This window comes from uncultured Bifidobacterium sp. (assembly GCF_963540075.1).
Classification (GTDB): domain Bacteria; phylum Actinomycetota; class Actinomycetes; order Actinomycetales; family Bifidobacteriaceae; genus Bifidobacterium.
Map to the genome: position 1 here is coordinate 1 of NZ_CAUTOG010000015.1, position 15,945 is coordinate 15,945.

14 protein-coding genes and 1 tRNA gene are annotated in these 15,945 nt (G+C 67.8%); all 15 read right to left on the reverse strand.

What is annotated here, in order from left to right; translation table 11 throughout:
* Nucleotides 1-123 (reverse strand): 3-hydroxyacyl-CoA dehydrogenase NAD-binding domain-containing protein (locus RWX87_RS03140; protein WP_314686882.1); only part of this gene is annotated, 123 nt, incomplete at its 3' end.
* Nucleotides 124-373: 250 nt separating this feature from the next.
* On the reverse strand, nucleotides 374-553 hold the full coding sequence (locus RWX87_RS03145) for a hypothetical protein (protein WP_314686850.1): 180 nt from the start codon (nucleotides 551-553) through the stop codon (nucleotides 374-376).
* Nucleotides 554-785: 232 nt separating this feature from the next.
* Nucleotides 786-862, reverse strand: a tRNA-Arg gene (locus tag RWX87_RS03150).
* A 121-nt stretch (nucleotides 863-983) separates the two neighbouring features.
* Nucleotides 984-2,381 (reverse strand): ATP-dependent Clp protease ATP-binding subunit ClpX, encoded by a 1,398-nt coding sequence (gene clpX, locus RWX87_RS03155; protein WP_314686852.1) that lies wholly within the window; start codon nucleotides 2,379-2,381, stop codon nucleotides 984-986.
* Between the two features lie 177 nt (nucleotides 2,382-2,558).
* Nucleotides 2,559-3,245: an ATP-dependent Clp protease proteolytic subunit gene (locus RWX87_RS03160; protein ID WP_314686854.1), complete on the reverse strand. Its 687-nt coding sequence runs from the start codon at nucleotides 3,243-3,245 to the stop codon at nucleotides 2,559-2,561.
* A gap of 2 nt (nucleotides 3,246-3,247) precedes the next feature.
* Nucleotides 3,248-3,886: an ATP-dependent Clp protease proteolytic subunit gene (locus tag RWX87_RS03165; protein ID WP_399552288.1), complete on the reverse strand. Its 639-nt coding sequence runs from the start codon at nucleotides 3,884-3,886 to the stop codon at nucleotides 3,248-3,250.
* Between the two features lie 32 nt (nucleotides 3,887-3,918).
* Nucleotides 3,919-5,208, reverse strand: a complete 1,290-nt coding sequence (locus RWX87_RS03170; RefSeq protein ID WP_314686856.1) for a chloride channel protein — start codon at nucleotides 5,206-5,208, stop codon at nucleotides 3,919-3,921.
* Between the two features lie 111 nt (nucleotides 5,209-5,319).
* Nucleotides 5,320-6,714: a trigger factor gene (gene tig / locus RWX87_RS03175; protein WP_314686859.1), complete on the reverse strand. Its 1,395-nt coding sequence runs from the start codon at nucleotides 6,712-6,714 to the stop codon at nucleotides 5,320-5,322.
* A 52-nt stretch (nucleotides 6,715-6,766) separates the two neighbouring features.
* Nucleotides 6,767-8,188 (reverse strand): HRDC domain-containing protein, encoded by a 1,422-nt coding sequence (locus tag RWX87_RS03180; protein ID WP_314686885.1) that lies wholly within the window; start codon nucleotides 8,186-8,188, stop codon nucleotides 6,767-6,769.
* Between the two features lie 91 nt (nucleotides 8,189-8,279).
* A complete protein-coding gene (gene pflA, locus RWX87_RS03185; RefSeq protein WP_314686861.1) occupies nucleotides 8,280-9,155 on the reverse strand; it encodes a pyruvate formate-lyase-activating protein in 876 nt (291 codons plus the stop codon).
* Nucleotides 9,156-9,357: 202 nt separating this feature from the next.
* Nucleotides 9,358-11,733: a formate acetyltransferase gene (locus RWX87_RS03190; protein WP_314686863.1), complete on the reverse strand. Its 2,376-nt coding sequence runs from the start codon at nucleotides 11,731-11,733 to the stop codon at nucleotides 9,358-9,360.
* A gap of 102 nt (nucleotides 11,734-11,835) precedes the next feature.
* Nucleotides 11,836-12,084: a hypothetical protein gene (locus tag RWX87_RS03195; RefSeq protein ID WP_314686864.1), complete on the reverse strand. Its 249-nt coding sequence runs from the start codon at nucleotides 12,082-12,084 to the stop codon at nucleotides 11,836-11,838.
* Between the two features lie 67 nt (nucleotides 12,085-12,151).
* Nucleotides 12,152-13,849: an NAD+ synthase gene (locus tag RWX87_RS03200; RefSeq protein WP_314686866.1), complete on the reverse strand. Its 1,698-nt coding sequence runs from the start codon at nucleotides 13,847-13,849 to the stop codon at nucleotides 12,152-12,154.
* 158 nt (nucleotides 13,850-14,007) lie between these two features.
* Complete coding sequence (locus RWX87_RS03205; RefSeq protein ID WP_314686889.1) at nucleotides 14,008-15,156, reverse strand: amidohydrolase; 1,149 nt, start codon at nucleotides 15,154-15,156, stop codon at nucleotides 14,008-14,010.
* Nucleotides 15,157-15,249: 93 nt separating this feature from the next.
* Nucleotides 15,250-15,945 (reverse strand): methionine ABC transporter permease, encoded by a 696-nt coding sequence (locus tag RWX87_RS03210; protein ID WP_314686868.1) that lies wholly within the window; start codon nucleotides 15,943-15,945, stop codon nucleotides 15,250-15,252.

Here is a 15,945-nt window from a genome sequence, read left to right on the forward strand (position 1 = left end):
GTCCGACACGTCGAGCATGCGCACCGGATACCCGTGCCAGGCGAACTGCAGGGCCGTGGCATGGCCCATCGTGCCCGACCCGATGTTGGCGATGACATGAACGTCATCCCTGACGCCATCCATAACGTCATCCATGGCAAACCTCCTTGTTTGCGCGTCCGCGAAGGAAGACCCTCGCATGACGTTCATTCTATGAGGGACGGCTCGGCGCGAGGACGCTTCCACGCAAGAACGTGCATTCAATGCACCGACCATGGGGAACGGAATGCTCAGAGGCATAATCCACGGGAGCGGATCTCGGAGAAGCGGTCCCGAACGAAGCGGTCCCGAACGAAGCGAATCCTTGTTGCGGAATGGCGGGGCTTCGCCTCGCCTAGCTTCGTTCCGCGGCCGGAATGGCCAGCACCACCACGGCGAGCGCCCATACCGCCGGATAGGCGTACAGGGCATGGGTTTCGGCGCCCAGCCAGTCGACGGCATGGGCCGTCAGGATGGCCAGCCCGAGAAAGCCGGCGGATGAGACGAGCAGCCTTCTGCGCGTCCTCGTCGCCACGGTGGTGGCATGGACGTCGGGAATGGCGAACGCCAGCAGGGACAGCAGTCAGATCAGCGGATAGGCATACAAAGCCTGTCGACCGACTCCCCCGACCAGACTGACCACTCTGGCGCAGATCACGGTCATCCCGCGAACGCGCGGGATGTGGAGCACAATTGGCGCTCAACCTCCGCATCGTCCGGAAACACAGAAGGACCCCGCTCCCTTTATGGGAGTAGGGTCCTTGTTCTGGTGCGCCAGACAGGATTCGAACCTGCAACCTGCTGATCCGTAGTCAGCTGCTCTAATCCATTGGGCTACTGGCGCAACATCACCGTCGCGACCCCGTTTCCGGTTCCGTTTTCGGCAACTCGAATAGAATAACGCGGAAGCCGGTCACCCGCAAATGGGCGTGTCGGCCGTCACCGGAACCCGGAAGAGCAGGGCCTCAGGCGGTGAGCCTGCGCCTGCGCCGATCGACGGGTGCCGCCGCGACGCCCCTCTCCCCCCGCACGAGCTTCGGCTCGCCGCCGTCGATGCTGTCGGCGTCCACCACGACCTTCGCCACGTCCTGCATCTCAGGAAGACGGAACATCGTGTCCTGCAGCGTGTGCTCGATGATGGACCGCAGGCCGCGCGCCCCCGTCCCCTGCTTCATCGCCCGGGAGGCGATGGCATGGAGCGCGTCGTCGGTGAACTCGAGATCCACCCCGTCCACGGCGAACAGACGCCGGTACTGCCTGGTGAGCGCATCCGCGGGCCGGCTGAGCACGGCGACCAGATCGTCCTCCGTCAGCGGATCAAGCACCGCCACGACGGGAAGACGGCCGATGAACTCCGGCAGCAGACCGAACTCCTCGAGATCGTCCGCCGTCACCTGGCGCAGCACCTGCGTCTCCGGTATCTCCCGGTCCCGCCATGACGCCCCGAAGCCGCTGGCATGGGCACCCACGCGCCTCTCGACGAGCTCGCGCAGACCCACGAACGCCCCAGCGCAGATGAACAGCACGCCCGAGGTGTCCATGCGCATGGTCTCCTGTTCGCGGCTTTTGCGCGTGCCCTCCATCGGCACGTTCGCGACCGTGCCCTCGATGATCTTCAGCAGCGCCTGCTGCACGCCCTCGCCGCTCACGTCACGGGTGATGGACGTGTTCTCGCCGCTTTTGCGGGCGATCTTGTCGATCTCGTCGATGTACACGATCCCATGGCCGGCGCGCTCGACGTCCCCGTCCGCCGCCTGGATGAGCCGCTGCAGCACGGTCTCCACGTCATCGCCCACGTAGCCGGCCTCGGTGAGGGTCGTCGCGTCCACCATCGCGAAGGGCACGTCCAGCGCCTGGGCCAGCGTGCGGGCCAGATACGTCTTGCCCACGCCCGTGGGACCCAGCAGCAGGATGTTCGACTTCTCGACATGCACGTTCGCTAGGTCGTCCGGCAGACCGCCGTCGGGCCTGAAGGAGGCGGTTGCGCGGTCGTCGCCGGAGGCGGCGGAAGAGCCCGGACCCCGGTCCGACCCGTCGCGCAGCGAACCGGAGGCACGCTCCATCTCCATGTTCACGAGCTTGCAGTGATTGCACACCGCCACGGACAGCGCCCGCTTCGCCTCGTCCTGGCCTATGACGTAGCGGTCCAGATGCCGTTTGATGGCGGAGGGGGCCGGAACCGCCAGCCGCGTCGCCTCGGCGTCCTTGCGCCCCTCCTCCGAAATGATCTCCACGCACAGCGCGATGCATTCGTCGCAGATGGCCGCGCTCGGGCCCGTCACGAGCTTGCGGACCTGATGCTCGCTTTTGCCGCAGAAGGTGCAGCGCGGAGCATCCTCGTTGTAGCTCACGACACGTCCCATGACGACTCCTTCCGCCGCATCCCGCCACACGTTCCCCGCGCGGTCATCGGCCGCGTATGCGGGTCCGTTCGGCGCACGCGGACCCCGTCGGATTCGACGATACCCCCGACGCCGGGGCGCCGAGGGTATCGGATGTGGAGATGTCGGAAGAACCGTCCGCGCGAATGCGAGCGCCGGTCAGCTCTCGATCTGCTTCTTGCGGGGTCCCAGCACCTCGTCGACGATCCCATACTCCTTGGCGGCGTCCGCCGTGAGGATGGTGTCGACCTCGATGTCCTTGCGGACCTTCTCGACGTCCTGGCCGGTATGCTTCGCCAGAGTGCTCTCCAGCCATTCGCGCAGACGGAGCATCTCCTTGGCCTGGATCTCGATCTCCGTGGCCTTGCCGAAGTCCTGGCCCATCGCGGGCTGGTGGATGAGCACCCGGGCGTTCGGCAGGATGAGCCGCTTGCCCTTCGTGCCCGCGGCCAGCAGCACGGCCGCCGCGGAGGCGGCCTGACCCAGGCATACGGTCTGCACGTCGGGCTTGATGTACTGCATGGTGTCGTAGATGGCCGTCATGGCCGTCATGGAGCCGCCGGGCGAGTTGATGTACATCATGACGTCGCGGTCGGCGTCCTGGCTCTCCAGGACAAGCAGCTGGGCCATGATGTCATCCGCCGAGGTGTCGTCCACCTGGACGCCCATGAAGATGATGCGGTCCTCGAACAGCTTGGTGTACGGGTCCTGCGTCTTGACGCCGTACGGCGTGCGCTCCGAGAACTGCGGCACCACGTAGCGGCTTTCCGCACGCAGCCCGCCGATCCCGACGGGACCCGCCAGACGCCGCGCGCTGGCGACGAACTTCGCTTCCTCGCTGGCCATGCTCACTCCCCCTGCTTCCGTGCGCTCATCGTGCCCGGCGTGGTCACGATCCTGTCGACGAACCCGTAGTCGAGCGCCTGCTGCGCGGTGAACCAGTGGTCGTACTCGTTGTCGCGGTAGATCTCCTCCACCGTGTGGCCGGTCTGCTGCGCGGTCAGCTCGGACAGGGTCTTCTTCATGTCCATGATGAGCTCGGCGTTGATGCGCACGTCGGTCGCGGTGCCGCCCACGCCGCCCGAGGGCTGATGCATGAGCACGCGGGCGTGGGAGGTGATGAAGCGCTTGCCGGGCGTGCCGGAGGTCAGCAGGAACTGGCCCATGGACGCCGCCATGCCCACGGCGACGGTCGCGACGTCCGGCTCGATGAGCTGCATCGTGTCGTAGATCGCCATGCCCGCGGTGATGGAGCCGCCGGGCGAGTTGATGTACAGCCAGATGTCCTTCTTGGGGTCCTCCGCGGCCAGCATGAGCATCTGCGCGCAGATGACGTTGGCGTTGTCGTCCTTCACCTCGGACCCGAGCCAGATGATCCGCTCCCTGAGCAGCCTGGTGAAGATGGGGTCCGTCGCGGTGGGCGCCTCGCCCTCGGCCATTGAGGGCAGCGCCGCCAGGACCGGGGATGTCAGAGAATCTGCCACCATGTCTCCTTATCGATTGTGTGTCTCTGTGAACACTACCGCTCCGAAGGGACCGGCGGAGCGGCTTTGCGCTCCCTGCGCAACCATCCGGATTCGATCCGCTTCGAGACGAGGAAGGACACCGCGACAGCGAGACCCACGGGCACGACGAGCGACATGGGGGCGTCGACGAGCTCCAGCACCAGGCACATGGCCATCAGAGGCGCCTGCTGGGAGGCCGCCAGAAGCGCCGCTCCGCCCATCACCGCGCAGGCCGCCATGGAATCGCCCGGCACGAGCAGCGTCCATCCGCATCCGAGCAGCGTCCCTAGGGAGACGCCCAGCGCGATGCCGGGCTGGAGCACGCCGCCGGACGCGCCCGACCGCAGGGTCATCAGCGTGACCAGGGCCTTCGCGAGGAAGGTCACGGCGGCGACGGCCGCCACGGTCCTCACGGATTGCGAGGAGGAGAGCATCGACATGGCGAGCTGGGCGGAGGCGCGGCCGTTGCCCATCACCTGGGGGACCTTGATGGCCACCAGACCCGTGACAAGCGCCGCGGCGGGCATCATCCACAGGATTCCCGCCCCGCGGGGACGCCTGGAGGTGGCGCGGCGGGAGGCGATGCGGAAGGCCGCCCCCGCCATGCCGAACACCGCGCCGGCGAGCAGCGCGAACAGCATGAGGGTGGGGGTGAACGTCGGGGACAGTCCGGAGATGTCGTAGAAGACGCGGTGACCCTTGATCAGCGCCGCGACGAAGGCGGCCACCGACGAGGCGCCCAGCGCCATGGCGGCCGTGACCGCCGAGGCGTCCGTCAGGAGGATCTCGGTGGCGAAGAACAGGCCGGCGAAGGGCGCGTCGTACACGCCCGCCAGGCCGGCCGCCGCCGCGATGGCGACGATCGTGCGGCGACGCCCCGGATCGTCGACATGCAGCAGGTCGCCGAAGCGCTGGCCGAGCATCGCGCCGAGCTCGCGGGGAGCCACCTCGCGGCCGATGGAGGACCCGCAGCCGACGATGAGGATCTGCAGGCACACATGGGTCACCGTCTGCCAGATGGGCATCCGCTCGCCCGACACGGCGCCCGCGACGGAGGGCACCTTCTTCGCGCGGGACCGCAGCAGCCACCAGGCGACGGCCGCCAGGCAGGCGCCGGCGACCACGGAGACGATCCGTCGCCACGGCTCCACGAGGAAGGGACCGGGCTGCGAGGACGTCTCGACGAACCCGAGGGCGAGACGCTCCACGCCGTAGAGCAGCAGCGTGAGCAGACCCGCGCCGAGACCCGCGATGGCCCCGAGAACGACAACGACGAGGGCCGCATGGAGCGGTCCCCCGCTCACCGCGGTCCTCGTCGCGTCCGACGCGGAATCCCTCCGGTCCGTCACGCGGATCTCCGGACTTCCGCGCCTCCGGTCTCGTCCGGAGGCGTCACGCCGTGACGGATGGGCACGTCACTTCTCGGCGTCGCCATCGGCGGGCTGGCCGTCATCCTTCGATGTGAGCTCGTCGGCGACCTCCGCCGCGGCCGAGGCGGCCTCGACGCTTTCCGACTCCTCGTCCTGGGCGGCCTCGCCGAGGAACTCCCCGAGGTCAAGCGGCTGGCCGTCGCTGGTGAAGGAGGCCTTGCGCATGCCGGCGAGAAGGGCCTTGGACCTCCCCACCTCCTGGACGGCCGGCCCGAGCTGGCCGTTGCGCACGACGGAGGTGATGAACTTGCTGGGGTCCATGCCGTACTGCTGGGCGACGGAGGCGAGGAAGTTGGTGACCTCGGCCTGGCTGACGCTGACCTCGAGCTTCTCGGCGAGCGCGTCGAGCACCATCTGGTCGAGGAGCTGCTTGTCGACGGTCTCCTCCGCCTGCTTCCTCTGCTCGTCGGTGACCTTCTTGGGGTCGGCGGCCACGTTCTTGAGCTGCTCCTCCAGCATCGAAGCGCGCACGCCCTTGGGCAGCGGAATGTCCTGACCCTCTTCAAGACGGGCGATGAAGGCGTCGCGGGCCTGCGTGGCCTGACGTCCCTCGACATCATTCTGAGCGGCCTTGCGCACGTCGGCCTTGAGCTCCTCGAGGGTGTCGAACTCCGAGGCCTCCTGGGCGAAGTCGTCGTCGAGGTCCGGAAGCTCCTCCGTCTTGACGGAATTGACCCTGACCTTGATCTGGGCCTTCTGGCCCTCATGCTCGCCGGCCTCGAGAGTGCCCTCGAAGGTCGTCTCCTCGCCTGCGGACAACCCCTCGAGAGCCTCGTCAAGCCCGTCCAGCATGGTGCCGGAGCCGAGCTGGTAGCTCACGCCCTCCTGGGAATCGGCGCTTTCGCCGTCGATCGTGGCGTCAAGGTCGATGCTGGCGAAGTCGCCCTTCTCGGCGGGACGATCGACGCCCACGAGGGTGGCGAAGCGCTGGCGGAGGGTCTCGAGGCGACGGTCCACGTCCTCGTCGGTGACCTCGGCCTTCTCCACGTCGATCGTCAGACCGTCGAAGTCGGGCAGCTCGATGTCGGGACGACGCTCGACGGTGGCCACGAACTTGAGCTTCGTCTCGTCGTCCGCGGACTCCGGAACCTCCTGCACGTCAAGCTCCGGATCGGCCATCGGGCGGATCTTCTTGGTCTCGAGGGCCTTGGAGTACAGCTCCGGGACGCCCTTGTTGACGGCTTCGCCGGCGACGGCGGAGAAGCCCAGGCGCTGCTCGACGATCCGTCCGGGGATGTGCCCCTTGCGGAAGCCCGGGACGCTGATCTGGCCGGCGATGTCCGTGCGGGCCTGATCCAGGTAGGGATCGAACTCCTCCGGGTCGACCGTGACGGTGAGCCTCACCTTGGTGGGCTCGAGATTCCTGACGCTGATTTTCACGCTGGCGCTCCTGAAGACGGAATGTTCTGCTGGTCTGCCGCTAAGGCAACCGTTACATGATAGCGCGGGAGAGGGACTCGGCCACCAGTCCCACCTGCCACGGTCTGGCCCCCTCGGCGACCAGGAAGGAGGCGACGTCCCGCTCTCCGGGCTCGTCGGTCCAGCACAGATTGCGCAGGGCCTGGGGGCGCAGAATGAGGTCGGCGGGGGTCCTCGTGTCCTCCGCGATGACGCGGATCGCGTCCCTGGCCGTCCGGAGCCGGCGCATGCGGTCCGGATGATGCGACCAGACCTTCATCGAGCGCGGCGCCTCCGCGTGGACCTCGTCGCCCCCGCCCGCCGCCGTGCGCACGCCACCCGATCCGGCATCGCCTCCAGCCGTCGCGAGGCCGCCCCTGTGCCCGCCGCTGCGCGCACCGACGTCACGCGGGGCGGGGGCGACGGCCGCGGTCCGACCCGCTGCCTCACCCGCCGTCCTCACCAGCCGCGGCTCCCCATGTGCCGGAGGCTCCAGAACCCCCGCGATGACGCGTCGCCAGATGCTGGGACGCACCTGGCGCTGGATGGGCGCATACCGCTCGAACATCCGCTCCCGGTCGTCTCCCGTACGCACGCGCACGCGCTCGTTCAGGGCCCGGATGGCCCGGAACTCCGCGCCGTTGCGGGGCTTGAGGCGTGCCGCCTCGACGATGGCCCGGTCGGACAGCAGCAGCGAGGGCGCGATGTCATGCTCGCGGGCCAGCCTGTCCCGTTCCAGCCACAGGGCCCTGGCCACCTCCAGTCCCAGGGCGTCATGCCCCAGGGAGGTGATTCCCGACAGATGCCGCCACGGCTCGTCGTCGACGGGCCGTGGAGCCGTTCCCCTGCGCAGGGCGTGGCGGAACTCCTCCTGCGCCCATTCCAGCTTGCCCTGGCGGACGAGCCCGTCCGTCATCACCTCGTCCAGCTCGATGAGCAGCTCGACGTCCAGTGCCGCATAGTTGCGCCAGTCCCTGGGAATGGGCCGGTAGGACCAGTCCGCGGCGGAATGCTCCTTGGCGAGGGTGATCCCCAGGAAGCGCGCGGTGACCGCGGCGAGGCCGAAGCGCTTCAGTCCGAGCATCCGCGCGGCAATCTCGGTGTCGAACAGGCCGACGGGCACGAGTCCGAGGTCCGCGAAGCCGGGAAGGTCCTGCAGCGAGTCATGGATGATCCAGTCGACGTCGCCCACGGCCCCCATGAGCTCGGCCCAGTCGACGTGAAGCCGATCCAGGGCCACGGGATCGAGAAGCACGATCCCCGACCCCTCGCGTTTGAACTGGATGAGCTGGTCCTCACGCCCGTACCGGAATCCGGAGGCGCGCTCCGCGTCGGCCGCCAGAGGGCCGGAGCCGGAGGCCAGACGCTCGCATGCGCGCTGGTAGCCCTCAATGTCGTCGGTCACGTCGGGCACGCCGCCGCGGGGCTCGGACTGCAGGCGGGGCGCGTCTCGCATGGCTGCACCCGCGGGACGGAAGAGGGGGTTCATGTCGTCCATGGCTTCCTAGGCTAGAGACCCCTCACCCCAGAGACGTGTCGAGGACGCATCAGTAGACGACGAAGCCATGGTCGCGGAACTGCCCCTTCACCCTGTCGCGCAGCTCCTTCGACGGGCCCTTGCGGTCCTCGAGGGGATACGGGATGCGCAGCTCATGCCATTTGGGACGGCCGAGCTGGTGGAAGCCGAGCACGTCGACATGCTCCACGGCGTCGCCGAAGCGCTCGCAGATGCGCGCGACGTTCTCGACGTTCTCCACGGAATCGGTCAGTCCGGGGACGAGCACGAAGCGAACCCAGATCTTCCTGCCCCGGGCCGCCAGCCTCTCTCCGAAGGCGATGGTCGGAGCCAGCATGCCGCCGGTGACCCGATGGTAGGTCTGCTCGTCGCCGGATTTGACGTCGAGCAGGCACAGGTCGATGTCGTCGATCATCGCGTCCGTGTAGTTGGCGTTGAGGAAGCCCGAGGTGTCGAGACAGGTGTGCACGCCCATCCCCCTGGCGGCGTGGAAGACGCGGGAGACGAAGGCCGGCTGCATCATCGACTCCCCTCCGGAGAACGTGATCCCTCCGCCGGTGGCCGTGAAGAGATCCCGGTAGCGCTCGATCTTGGCGACCATCGCCTTCAGGTACACGGGACTGCCGTCGCGCATCCTCCAGGTGTCGGGGTTCTGGCAATACTGGCAGCGCAGGGGGCATCCGCTCATGAACACGGTCATGCGGGTGCCGGGCCCGTCGACCGAGGTGTTGATGTCCCAGGAATGGACGAAGCCGATGTCCCCCGAGCGCAGGGCCTCCATGCGGTCCCGCCGGTCGAGTCCGACGGGGGATTCGAAGCCCGACAGACCGCCCATGAGGATCCGGCTCCGATCGGACTCGGCCCCGCGCAGCATATGCGGCGTGGTGGTGCGGAAGGCGGTGGTCATGGAACCTCCTCGACGGTGGATGGCGACGACGGGTGGATGGCGACGAGGGGTGGATCGCCGCGCGAAGCGGAGCACCGCACGGAGCGAAAGCGGCCGGCGGACGGTGGTGGCGGCATGGGTGATGGACTTCGGAAGGCCCCGGGTACGCGTGCGGGGGCGCACCCCCCATCCGAGGAGGCGCCCCCGCACGCACGGACGGTCGTCAGTCGGTGACGGCTCCCTGATGGAAGGTGCGGGAGATGACGTCGAGCTGCTGCTCGCGGGTGAGCTTGACGAAGTTCACGGCGTATCCCGAGACGCGCACCGTCAGATGCGGATACTTCTCCGGATGGTCCACCGCGTCCTCGAGCTGCTCCTTGCGCAGCACGTTGATGTTGGCGTGGTACAGACCATGTCCGTTGCCGGCGTCGAGGATCCCGACGAGGTTGCCGATGCGTTCGTCCTCACCGCGGCCGAGGCCGTCGGGGGTGATCGTGTTGGTCAGCGAGATGCCGTCAAGGGCGTCGTTGTAGTCGATCTTGCCGACCGAGAACATCGAGGGCAGCATGCCGTGCGAGTCCATGCCGTTCTCCGGGTTGGCGCCCGGGGCGTACGGGGTGCCCTTCCGGTGGCCGCTGGGGAAGGACCCGGTGTTCTTGCCGTACTCGACGTTCGAGGTGATCGTCAGGATCGACTGGGTCGGGACGGCCCCGCGGTACACGGGAAGCCTCTTGACCTGTCCCATGACGGTGCTCACCACCCACCTGGCGAGGTCGTCCGCGCGATCGTCGTCGTTGCCGTAGACCGGGAACTCGCCATCGGTGCGGTATCCGACGATCAGGTCGCCGTCAGCGCCCTCGACGTACTCCTTCTCATGGCCCGGCGTGGTCGCCGCGTCCCTGTTGCAGACCGGGTACACCTTGGCATACCGCAGCGCGGAGAGCGAATCGGCCGCGATGGACAGCCCGGACATGCCGCAGCCGAGGGTGCGGTAGACCTCCTTGTCGTGCAGGGCCATCTCGATGGACTCGTAGGCGTACTTGTCATGCATGTAATGGATGATGTTCAGCGCCTCGACGTAGGTCTCCGACAGCCACTCCAGCGCCTTCTCGTAGTTGTCCTTGACCTTCTGGAAGTCGAGGGTACCGTCCGCCTCCGGGCGAACTGGCTCGATGACGCCCTTGTCGATGACCTGCATGCCGGTCATCTCGTCGCGTCCGCCGTTGATGGCGTACAGCAGCGCCTTGGCCGAGTTCACGCGCGCCGCGAAGAACTGCATCTGCTTGCCCACGCGCATCGGGGACACGCAGCAGGCGATCGCCGCGTCGTCGCCCCAGTGGGCGCGGATCTGGCGGTCGGACTCGTACTGGATGGCCGAGGTGTCGATGGAGATGCGGGCGCAGAAGCGCTTGTATCCCTCCGGGAGCTTCGGATCCCAGAAGATGGTGATGTTGGGCTCGGGGCCGGGGCCCAGATGCTCGAGCGTCAGCGTGTTCAGCAGGCGGAACGAGGTCTTGGTGACCATGGGACGCCCGTCGTCGCCGAAGCCGGCGTCCGACCAGGTGGCCCAGTAGGGGTCGCCCGAGAAGATCTTGTCGTAGTCCAGGGTCCTCAGGAAGCGCACGATGCGAAGCTTCATGACGATGTTGTCGATGATCTCCTGGGCGTCGGTCTCGGTGATCAGGCCACGGGAGAGGTCACGCTCGAAGTAGCAGTCGAAGAAGGCGGAGAGACGGCCGATCGACATCGCGGCGCCGTCCTGGCTCTTGACCGAGGCGAGATAGCCCATGTAGGTCCACTGCACGGCCTCCTGCGCGGTCTGCGCGGGACGGGAGAGGTCCAGCCCGTACTCGTTGCCGAGCGTGATGAGCTGCTTGAGCGCCTTGATCTGCTCGTCATGCTCCTCGCGGAAGCGGATCCAGTGCTCGATCTCCGGCTCGGTGAAGTCGTTGCGGTAGGGGATGGAGTCCTTGTCGCGCTTCTTGAACGCGATGAGGGCGTTGACGCCGTAGAGCGCCACGCGACGGTAGTCACCGATGATGCGGCCGCGGCCGTAGGCGTCCGGAAGCCCGGTGAGGATCTTGTTATGGCGGGCGATCTTGATCCGGCGGGTGTATACGCCGAAGACGCCGTCGTTATGAGTCTTGCGGTACTTCGTGAAGATCTTCTTGATCTCGGGGTCGGGCTCCTTGCCGGCCTCCCGGATGGCCTGCTCGACCATGCGCCAGCCGCCGTTCGGCATCATCGCGCGCTTGCATGGCACGTCCGTCTGCAGGCCGACGATGACGTCGTCGACCTCGGGGCCTTCGATGTAGCCGGCCGGGAAGGCGTCGATGCCCGCGGGAATGTGGGTGTCGACGTCGTACACGCGGCGCTTGCGCTCGACGGCCAGGTAGTTGTCGTCGAGGTACTTCCACAGATGCTTGGTCTTCGCAGTGGCGTCGGCCAGGAACGACTCGTCGCCGGTGTACGGCGTGTAGTTGTGCTGGATGAAGTCCCGGACGTCGATGTCCTTCTGCCAGTGACCTCCGGTGAAACCGTCCCAGGCCTTGGCCTGGAGCTCCTGCTCGGAGGGAGCGGTTACGTCAGCAGCTGTCATGATCACTCCTTGGTCGGTGGGCAACGCCTCGCTGCGTCGCTGTATGAAATTCTATCCGTCGTAGCTGAAAGGCGTCGGAACGGCAACGTGAGCTATGTCACATTATGGATTCGCTCTGCCAACGGACGGGTCCTGACCCGACCCGGTCGAGGCGTCGCTGCCCGGCGCCTCGTCGCCATGCCACTGGCGGTCCTGGGCGTCCCAGACGAGGTTGCGCTCGCGGACGATCTTCCAGGCGTCCATGGCCTCCTCGCGCGAACGGTACGGCCCCATCCGATGCGAGGCCGGGGACAGCGGTCCCTGTTCGGGCCTGCCCGTGGAGGTGTTGAAATACCAGCGCGTATCCGTCATTCCTCTGTCCTTCCTTCCGATTCCCCACCGTGCGCGTTCCGCCTCCGCACCCGCCCCGATTCCATCTCTACTCGCGGAAGGCGTTCGTCACCGGCAGCCGGCGGTCGCGACCGAAGGCGAGCGCGGTGACCTTGGGCCCCAGCGGGTACTGCCGCCGCTTCCATTCCGCCCGGTCCACCAGACGCATCACGGTGTCCACGGTGGCCGGGTCGAAGCCGTCGGCCAGCAGGTCGGCCCGTCCGTGGGCGTGCTCGATGTAGGCCGCGAGGACGCGGTCGAGAAGCGCATAGTCGGGCAGCGAATCCGAATCCTTCTGCCCTGGGCGCAGCTCGGCGCTCGGGGGCTTGGCGATGGAGTTCTCCGGAATGGCCACGCCGGACTCGGGGATGGCTCCCCCGCCCGTTCCGTCCGCCCCCGCCACGGCGATGCCGCCGATCCCCACGCCACGGGCCACGGCGGCGTTGCGCCACCGCGCCAGCTCCCAGACGCGGGTTTTGAGGAGGTCCTTGATGGGCGCGAATCCGCCGACCGCATCGCCATAGATCGTGGAATACCCGCAGGCGAGCTCGGACTTGTTCCCGGTCGCCAGGGCCAGCACGCCCTTGGAGTTCGAGTACGCCATGACGATGACGCCCCTGATGCGCGCCTGGAGATTCTCGGCCGCCACGTCCTCGAGGCGCATCCGGTTCTGGAACGCGTCGAACAGGGGCTCGATGGGCTGCACGTCGTAGTGCGCCCCTATGTTGCGGGCCAGGTCCGCGGCGTCGTCGCGCGATCCCTCCGAGGAGTACATGCTGGGCATGGAGATGCCCCACACGTCGCCGCCTGGGCAGGCGTCCGCCGCCATGGTGGCGACGAGGGCCGAATCGATGCCGCCGGACAGCCCGAGGCACACCCCGGTGAACCCGTTCTTGCGCATGTAGTCGCGAAGCCCCAGAACGCAGGCGGTGTACACCTCCTCGTCGGGGTCGAGCGCCGGTGCGATGCGCGCCGGGGTCCGCCGGGATCCGTCCACGGGGATGTCCACGAAGGCGAGATCCTCGACGAACATGGGCGAGCGCTGCAGCAGCGCGCCGTCGGCGTCGACGGTGAAGCTGCCGCCGTCGAAGACGAGGTCGTCCTGCCCGCCCACCTGGTTGACGTAGACCATGGGGGCCCGCACCTCGGCGGCGCGTCGGCGGGCGAGGTCCATGCGCACATGCGTCTTGCCCTCCTCGTAGGGCGAGCCGTTGATGGTGAGCAGCATGTCGACGCCCCGCTCGGCCAGCTCGGCCACGGGTCCGCCATCCTGCCAGATGTCCTCGCAGATGGCGACGCCGACCCGCACGCCGTCGACGTCCACGACCACCGACCTGTCGCCGGAGGCGAAGATGCGGAACTCGTCGAAGACGCCGTAGTTGGGCAGGAAATGCTTGTCATAGCCGGCCCACACGACGCCGTCATGAAGCACGACGAGACGGTTGCGGGGCTTGTCGGAGGCACGATCCGTCCCGACCGTCCCCACGATGACGTAGAGGTCCCCCATTCCATCGGCGGCGAGCTCGGTCGCCAGCCAGTTGGCCTTGTCCCAGGCGGCCCTGCGGAAGGTCGCGCGGAAGGCGAGATCCTCGATGGGATAGCCGGTCAGCGTCATCTCGGGAAAGGCCACGACCCTCGCGCCCCCGCGGGACGCCCGTCGGGCGTACTGCAGGACGCGATCGGCGTTGTCGTCGAGGTCACCGACGCAGGTGTCGATCTGGGCGAGTGCGAGGCGAAGCTGTGTCATGCCCCCAGTCTAGGTCCGGGACGTCACGGTGTCAGGGGATGTCGCACGGAACGCGAAGCCGCGGCGCTCGGGCGTGGTCCCCCCGGTCCGGACCGGGGGGACGACCGCGAAAGGGCCGGCGGCAGCGGCAGCGGACGCGGTCCGGAGAAGGATTCCCCTCAGGCCGCGAGCTCCTTGAGGAGCCGCAGGGCGGCGGCGACGTAGAAGCGCGTCGCCGGGGCGATGGCCTCATCCAGGACGATCATGCGGGGGCTGTGCAGATCGTGATGGCGAGGCCCGCCGTTGGACCCGACGAAGGCGAACACGGTGGGCATCACCGTGGAATACTCGCAGAAGTCCTCCCCCGCCATGGAGGGGCGGATCGGCGCGAGCCGCGCGTATCCCGGGACGTCCGCCGCGACCGCCGGTCCAAGCTCCGGATCGGAGACGACGGGATCCTGGAAGTCGTCCCACACGACGTCGGCGGTGATGCCGTAGGCGGCCGCCGTGGAATGGACCACCTCCCGGAAGCGGCGCCCGACGAGCTCGGAATCCTCCTTGTGGAAGTACCGCACGGTGCCGAGAAGACCCGCCTCGGCCGGTATCACGTTCCACACGCTTCCTCCGTGGACCTCGGTGACGGACAGCACGACCGGATGGAAGGGCGTGACGTTGCGGCTCACGATCGTCTGCAGAGCGAGGATGACCGAGGCGAGCGCCTCCAGGGGACCGGTGCCCGACTGCGGGTATCCGGCATGCGTGCCCTGGGCGTGCAGGTCGACGCGGAACTTCACGCATCCGGCCATCATGGGCTCGGGGCCGACGGCGATCTCCCCCGGCGCGTAGTCGGGGTTGTTGTGGATCCCGGCGATCGCCTCGACCCCTTCGAGGGCGCCGCCATCGATGACGGACCGCGCCCCCTTCCCCGTCTCCTCGGCGGGCTGGAAGACGATCCGCACCGTGCCGGCGATGGCGTCGCGATGGGCGGCGAGCCAGAAGGCCGCGCCCAGAAGCCCCGCCATATGGAGGTCATGGCCGCAGGCGTGCATCCTTCCGGGGTTCTGCGAGGCGAACTCCAGCCCCGTCTCCTCGGTCACGGGCAGTCCGTCGATGTCGGACCGCAGCGCGACCAGAGGACCGGGGCGCGTGCCGACGACGTCCGCGACGAGCCCGGTCCCGGAAGGCAGGGTTTCGGGCTCCAGACCTCTCTCCGAGAGCAGGCGCGACAGGGTCGCCGTCGTCCACGTCTCCGTGAAGCCCGTCTCCGGATGCCCATGAAGCAGATGCCTGACGTCCGTCAGGCCCCCGTCCGGTTCGACGTCCGCCATCCTCGTCCCGGCGATCACGCCCAGGTCCGTTCCCTGCTCCTCGGCCATGTCGGCCTCCCTTCCGTCCTCTGTTCTCACCTCAGCGCCTGCATCTCAGCGCCTGCGCCGCAGAACGCGCGACGCCAGCGCGTTGGCCAGGGCCTGCATGATCTGCACGAGCACGATCATGATGAGCACCGCCGTCCAGGTCACCGTCTGGTCGAACTTCTGGTATCCGTAGGCGATGGCGAAGTTGCCCAGGCCGCCGCCGCCGATGTAGCCGGCCATTGCCGACATGTCCAGCACGCCGATGAACAGGAAGGCGTAGGCGAGGATGAGCGGGCCCAGCGCCTCCGGGATGAGGACCGTGAGGATGATGGTCGTCCTGGACGCGCCCATCGATCTGGCGGCCTCGATGATCCCCGGATCGACCGGCACGAGGTTCTGCTCCACAAGGCGCGAGGTGACCACCGTGCACATCACCGTCATGGGGAAGATGGCGGCCACGGTGCCGATCGACGTGCCCACGACCCGGATCGTCAGCGGCTGCATGGCCGCGAGGAAGATGATGAACGGGATGGGTCGGATGATGTTGACGATGAAGTCGAGCAGGCGATACACGGCCGCGTTCTCGAAGAGGCTGCCCGGTCGGGTGCCGTACAGCACCACCCCGAGGACCAGACCGAGGATTCCGCCGACGAGCATGGTGACGAGCACCATCTCCAGCGTCTGCACCACGGATTGCGCGAGCAGAGGCCTGAGCACCGACCAGTCGCTTCTGGACGCGAGAACGACGACGTCTCCGGTCAT

What these genes read in the sequence shown, in the direction of transcription:
- clpX (WP_314686852.1), bottom strand. Translation starts at nt 2,381, where the DNA reads ATGGGACGTGTCGTGAGCTACAACGAGGATGCTCCGCGCTGCACCTTC.
- RWX87_RS03160 (WP_314686854.1), bottom strand. Translation starts at nt 3,245, where the DNA reads ATGGCCAGCGAGGAAGCGAAGTTCGTCGCCAGCGCGCGGCGTCTGGCG.
- RWX87_RS03165 (WP_399552288.1), bottom strand. Translation starts at nt 3,886, where the DNA reads ATGGTGGCAGATTCTCTGACATCCCCGGTCCTGGCGGCGCTGCCCTCA.
- RWX87_RS03180 (WP_314686885.1), bottom strand. Translation starts at nt 8,188, where the DNA reads ATGCGAGACGCGCCCCGCCTGCAGTCCGAGCCCCGCGGCGGCGTGCCC.
- pflA (WP_314686861.1), bottom strand. Translation starts at nt 9,155, where the DNA reads ATGACCACCGCCTTCCGCACCACCACGCCGCATATGCTGCGCGGGGCC.
- RWX87_RS03190 (WP_314686863.1), bottom strand. Translation starts at nt 11,733, where the DNA reads ATGACAGCTGCTGACGTAACCGCTCCCTCCGAGCAGGAGCTCCAGGCC.
- RWX87_RS03195 (WP_314686864.1), bottom strand. Translation starts at nt 12,084, where the DNA reads ATGACGGATACGCGCTGGTATTTCAACACCTCCACGGGCAGGCCCGAA.
- RWX87_RS03200 (WP_314686866.1), bottom strand. Translation starts at nt 13,849, where the DNA reads ATGACACAGCTTCGCCTCGCACTCGCCCAGATCGACACCTGCGTCGGT.
- RWX87_RS03205 (WP_314686889.1), bottom strand. Translation starts at nt 15,156, where the DNA reads ATGGCGGACGTCGAACCGGACGGGGGCCTGACGGACGTCAGGCATCTG.
- RWX87_RS03210 (WP_314686868.1), bottom strand. Translation starts at nt 15,945, where the DNA reads ATGACCGGAGACGTCGTCGTTCTCGCGTCCAGAAGCGACTGGTCGGTG.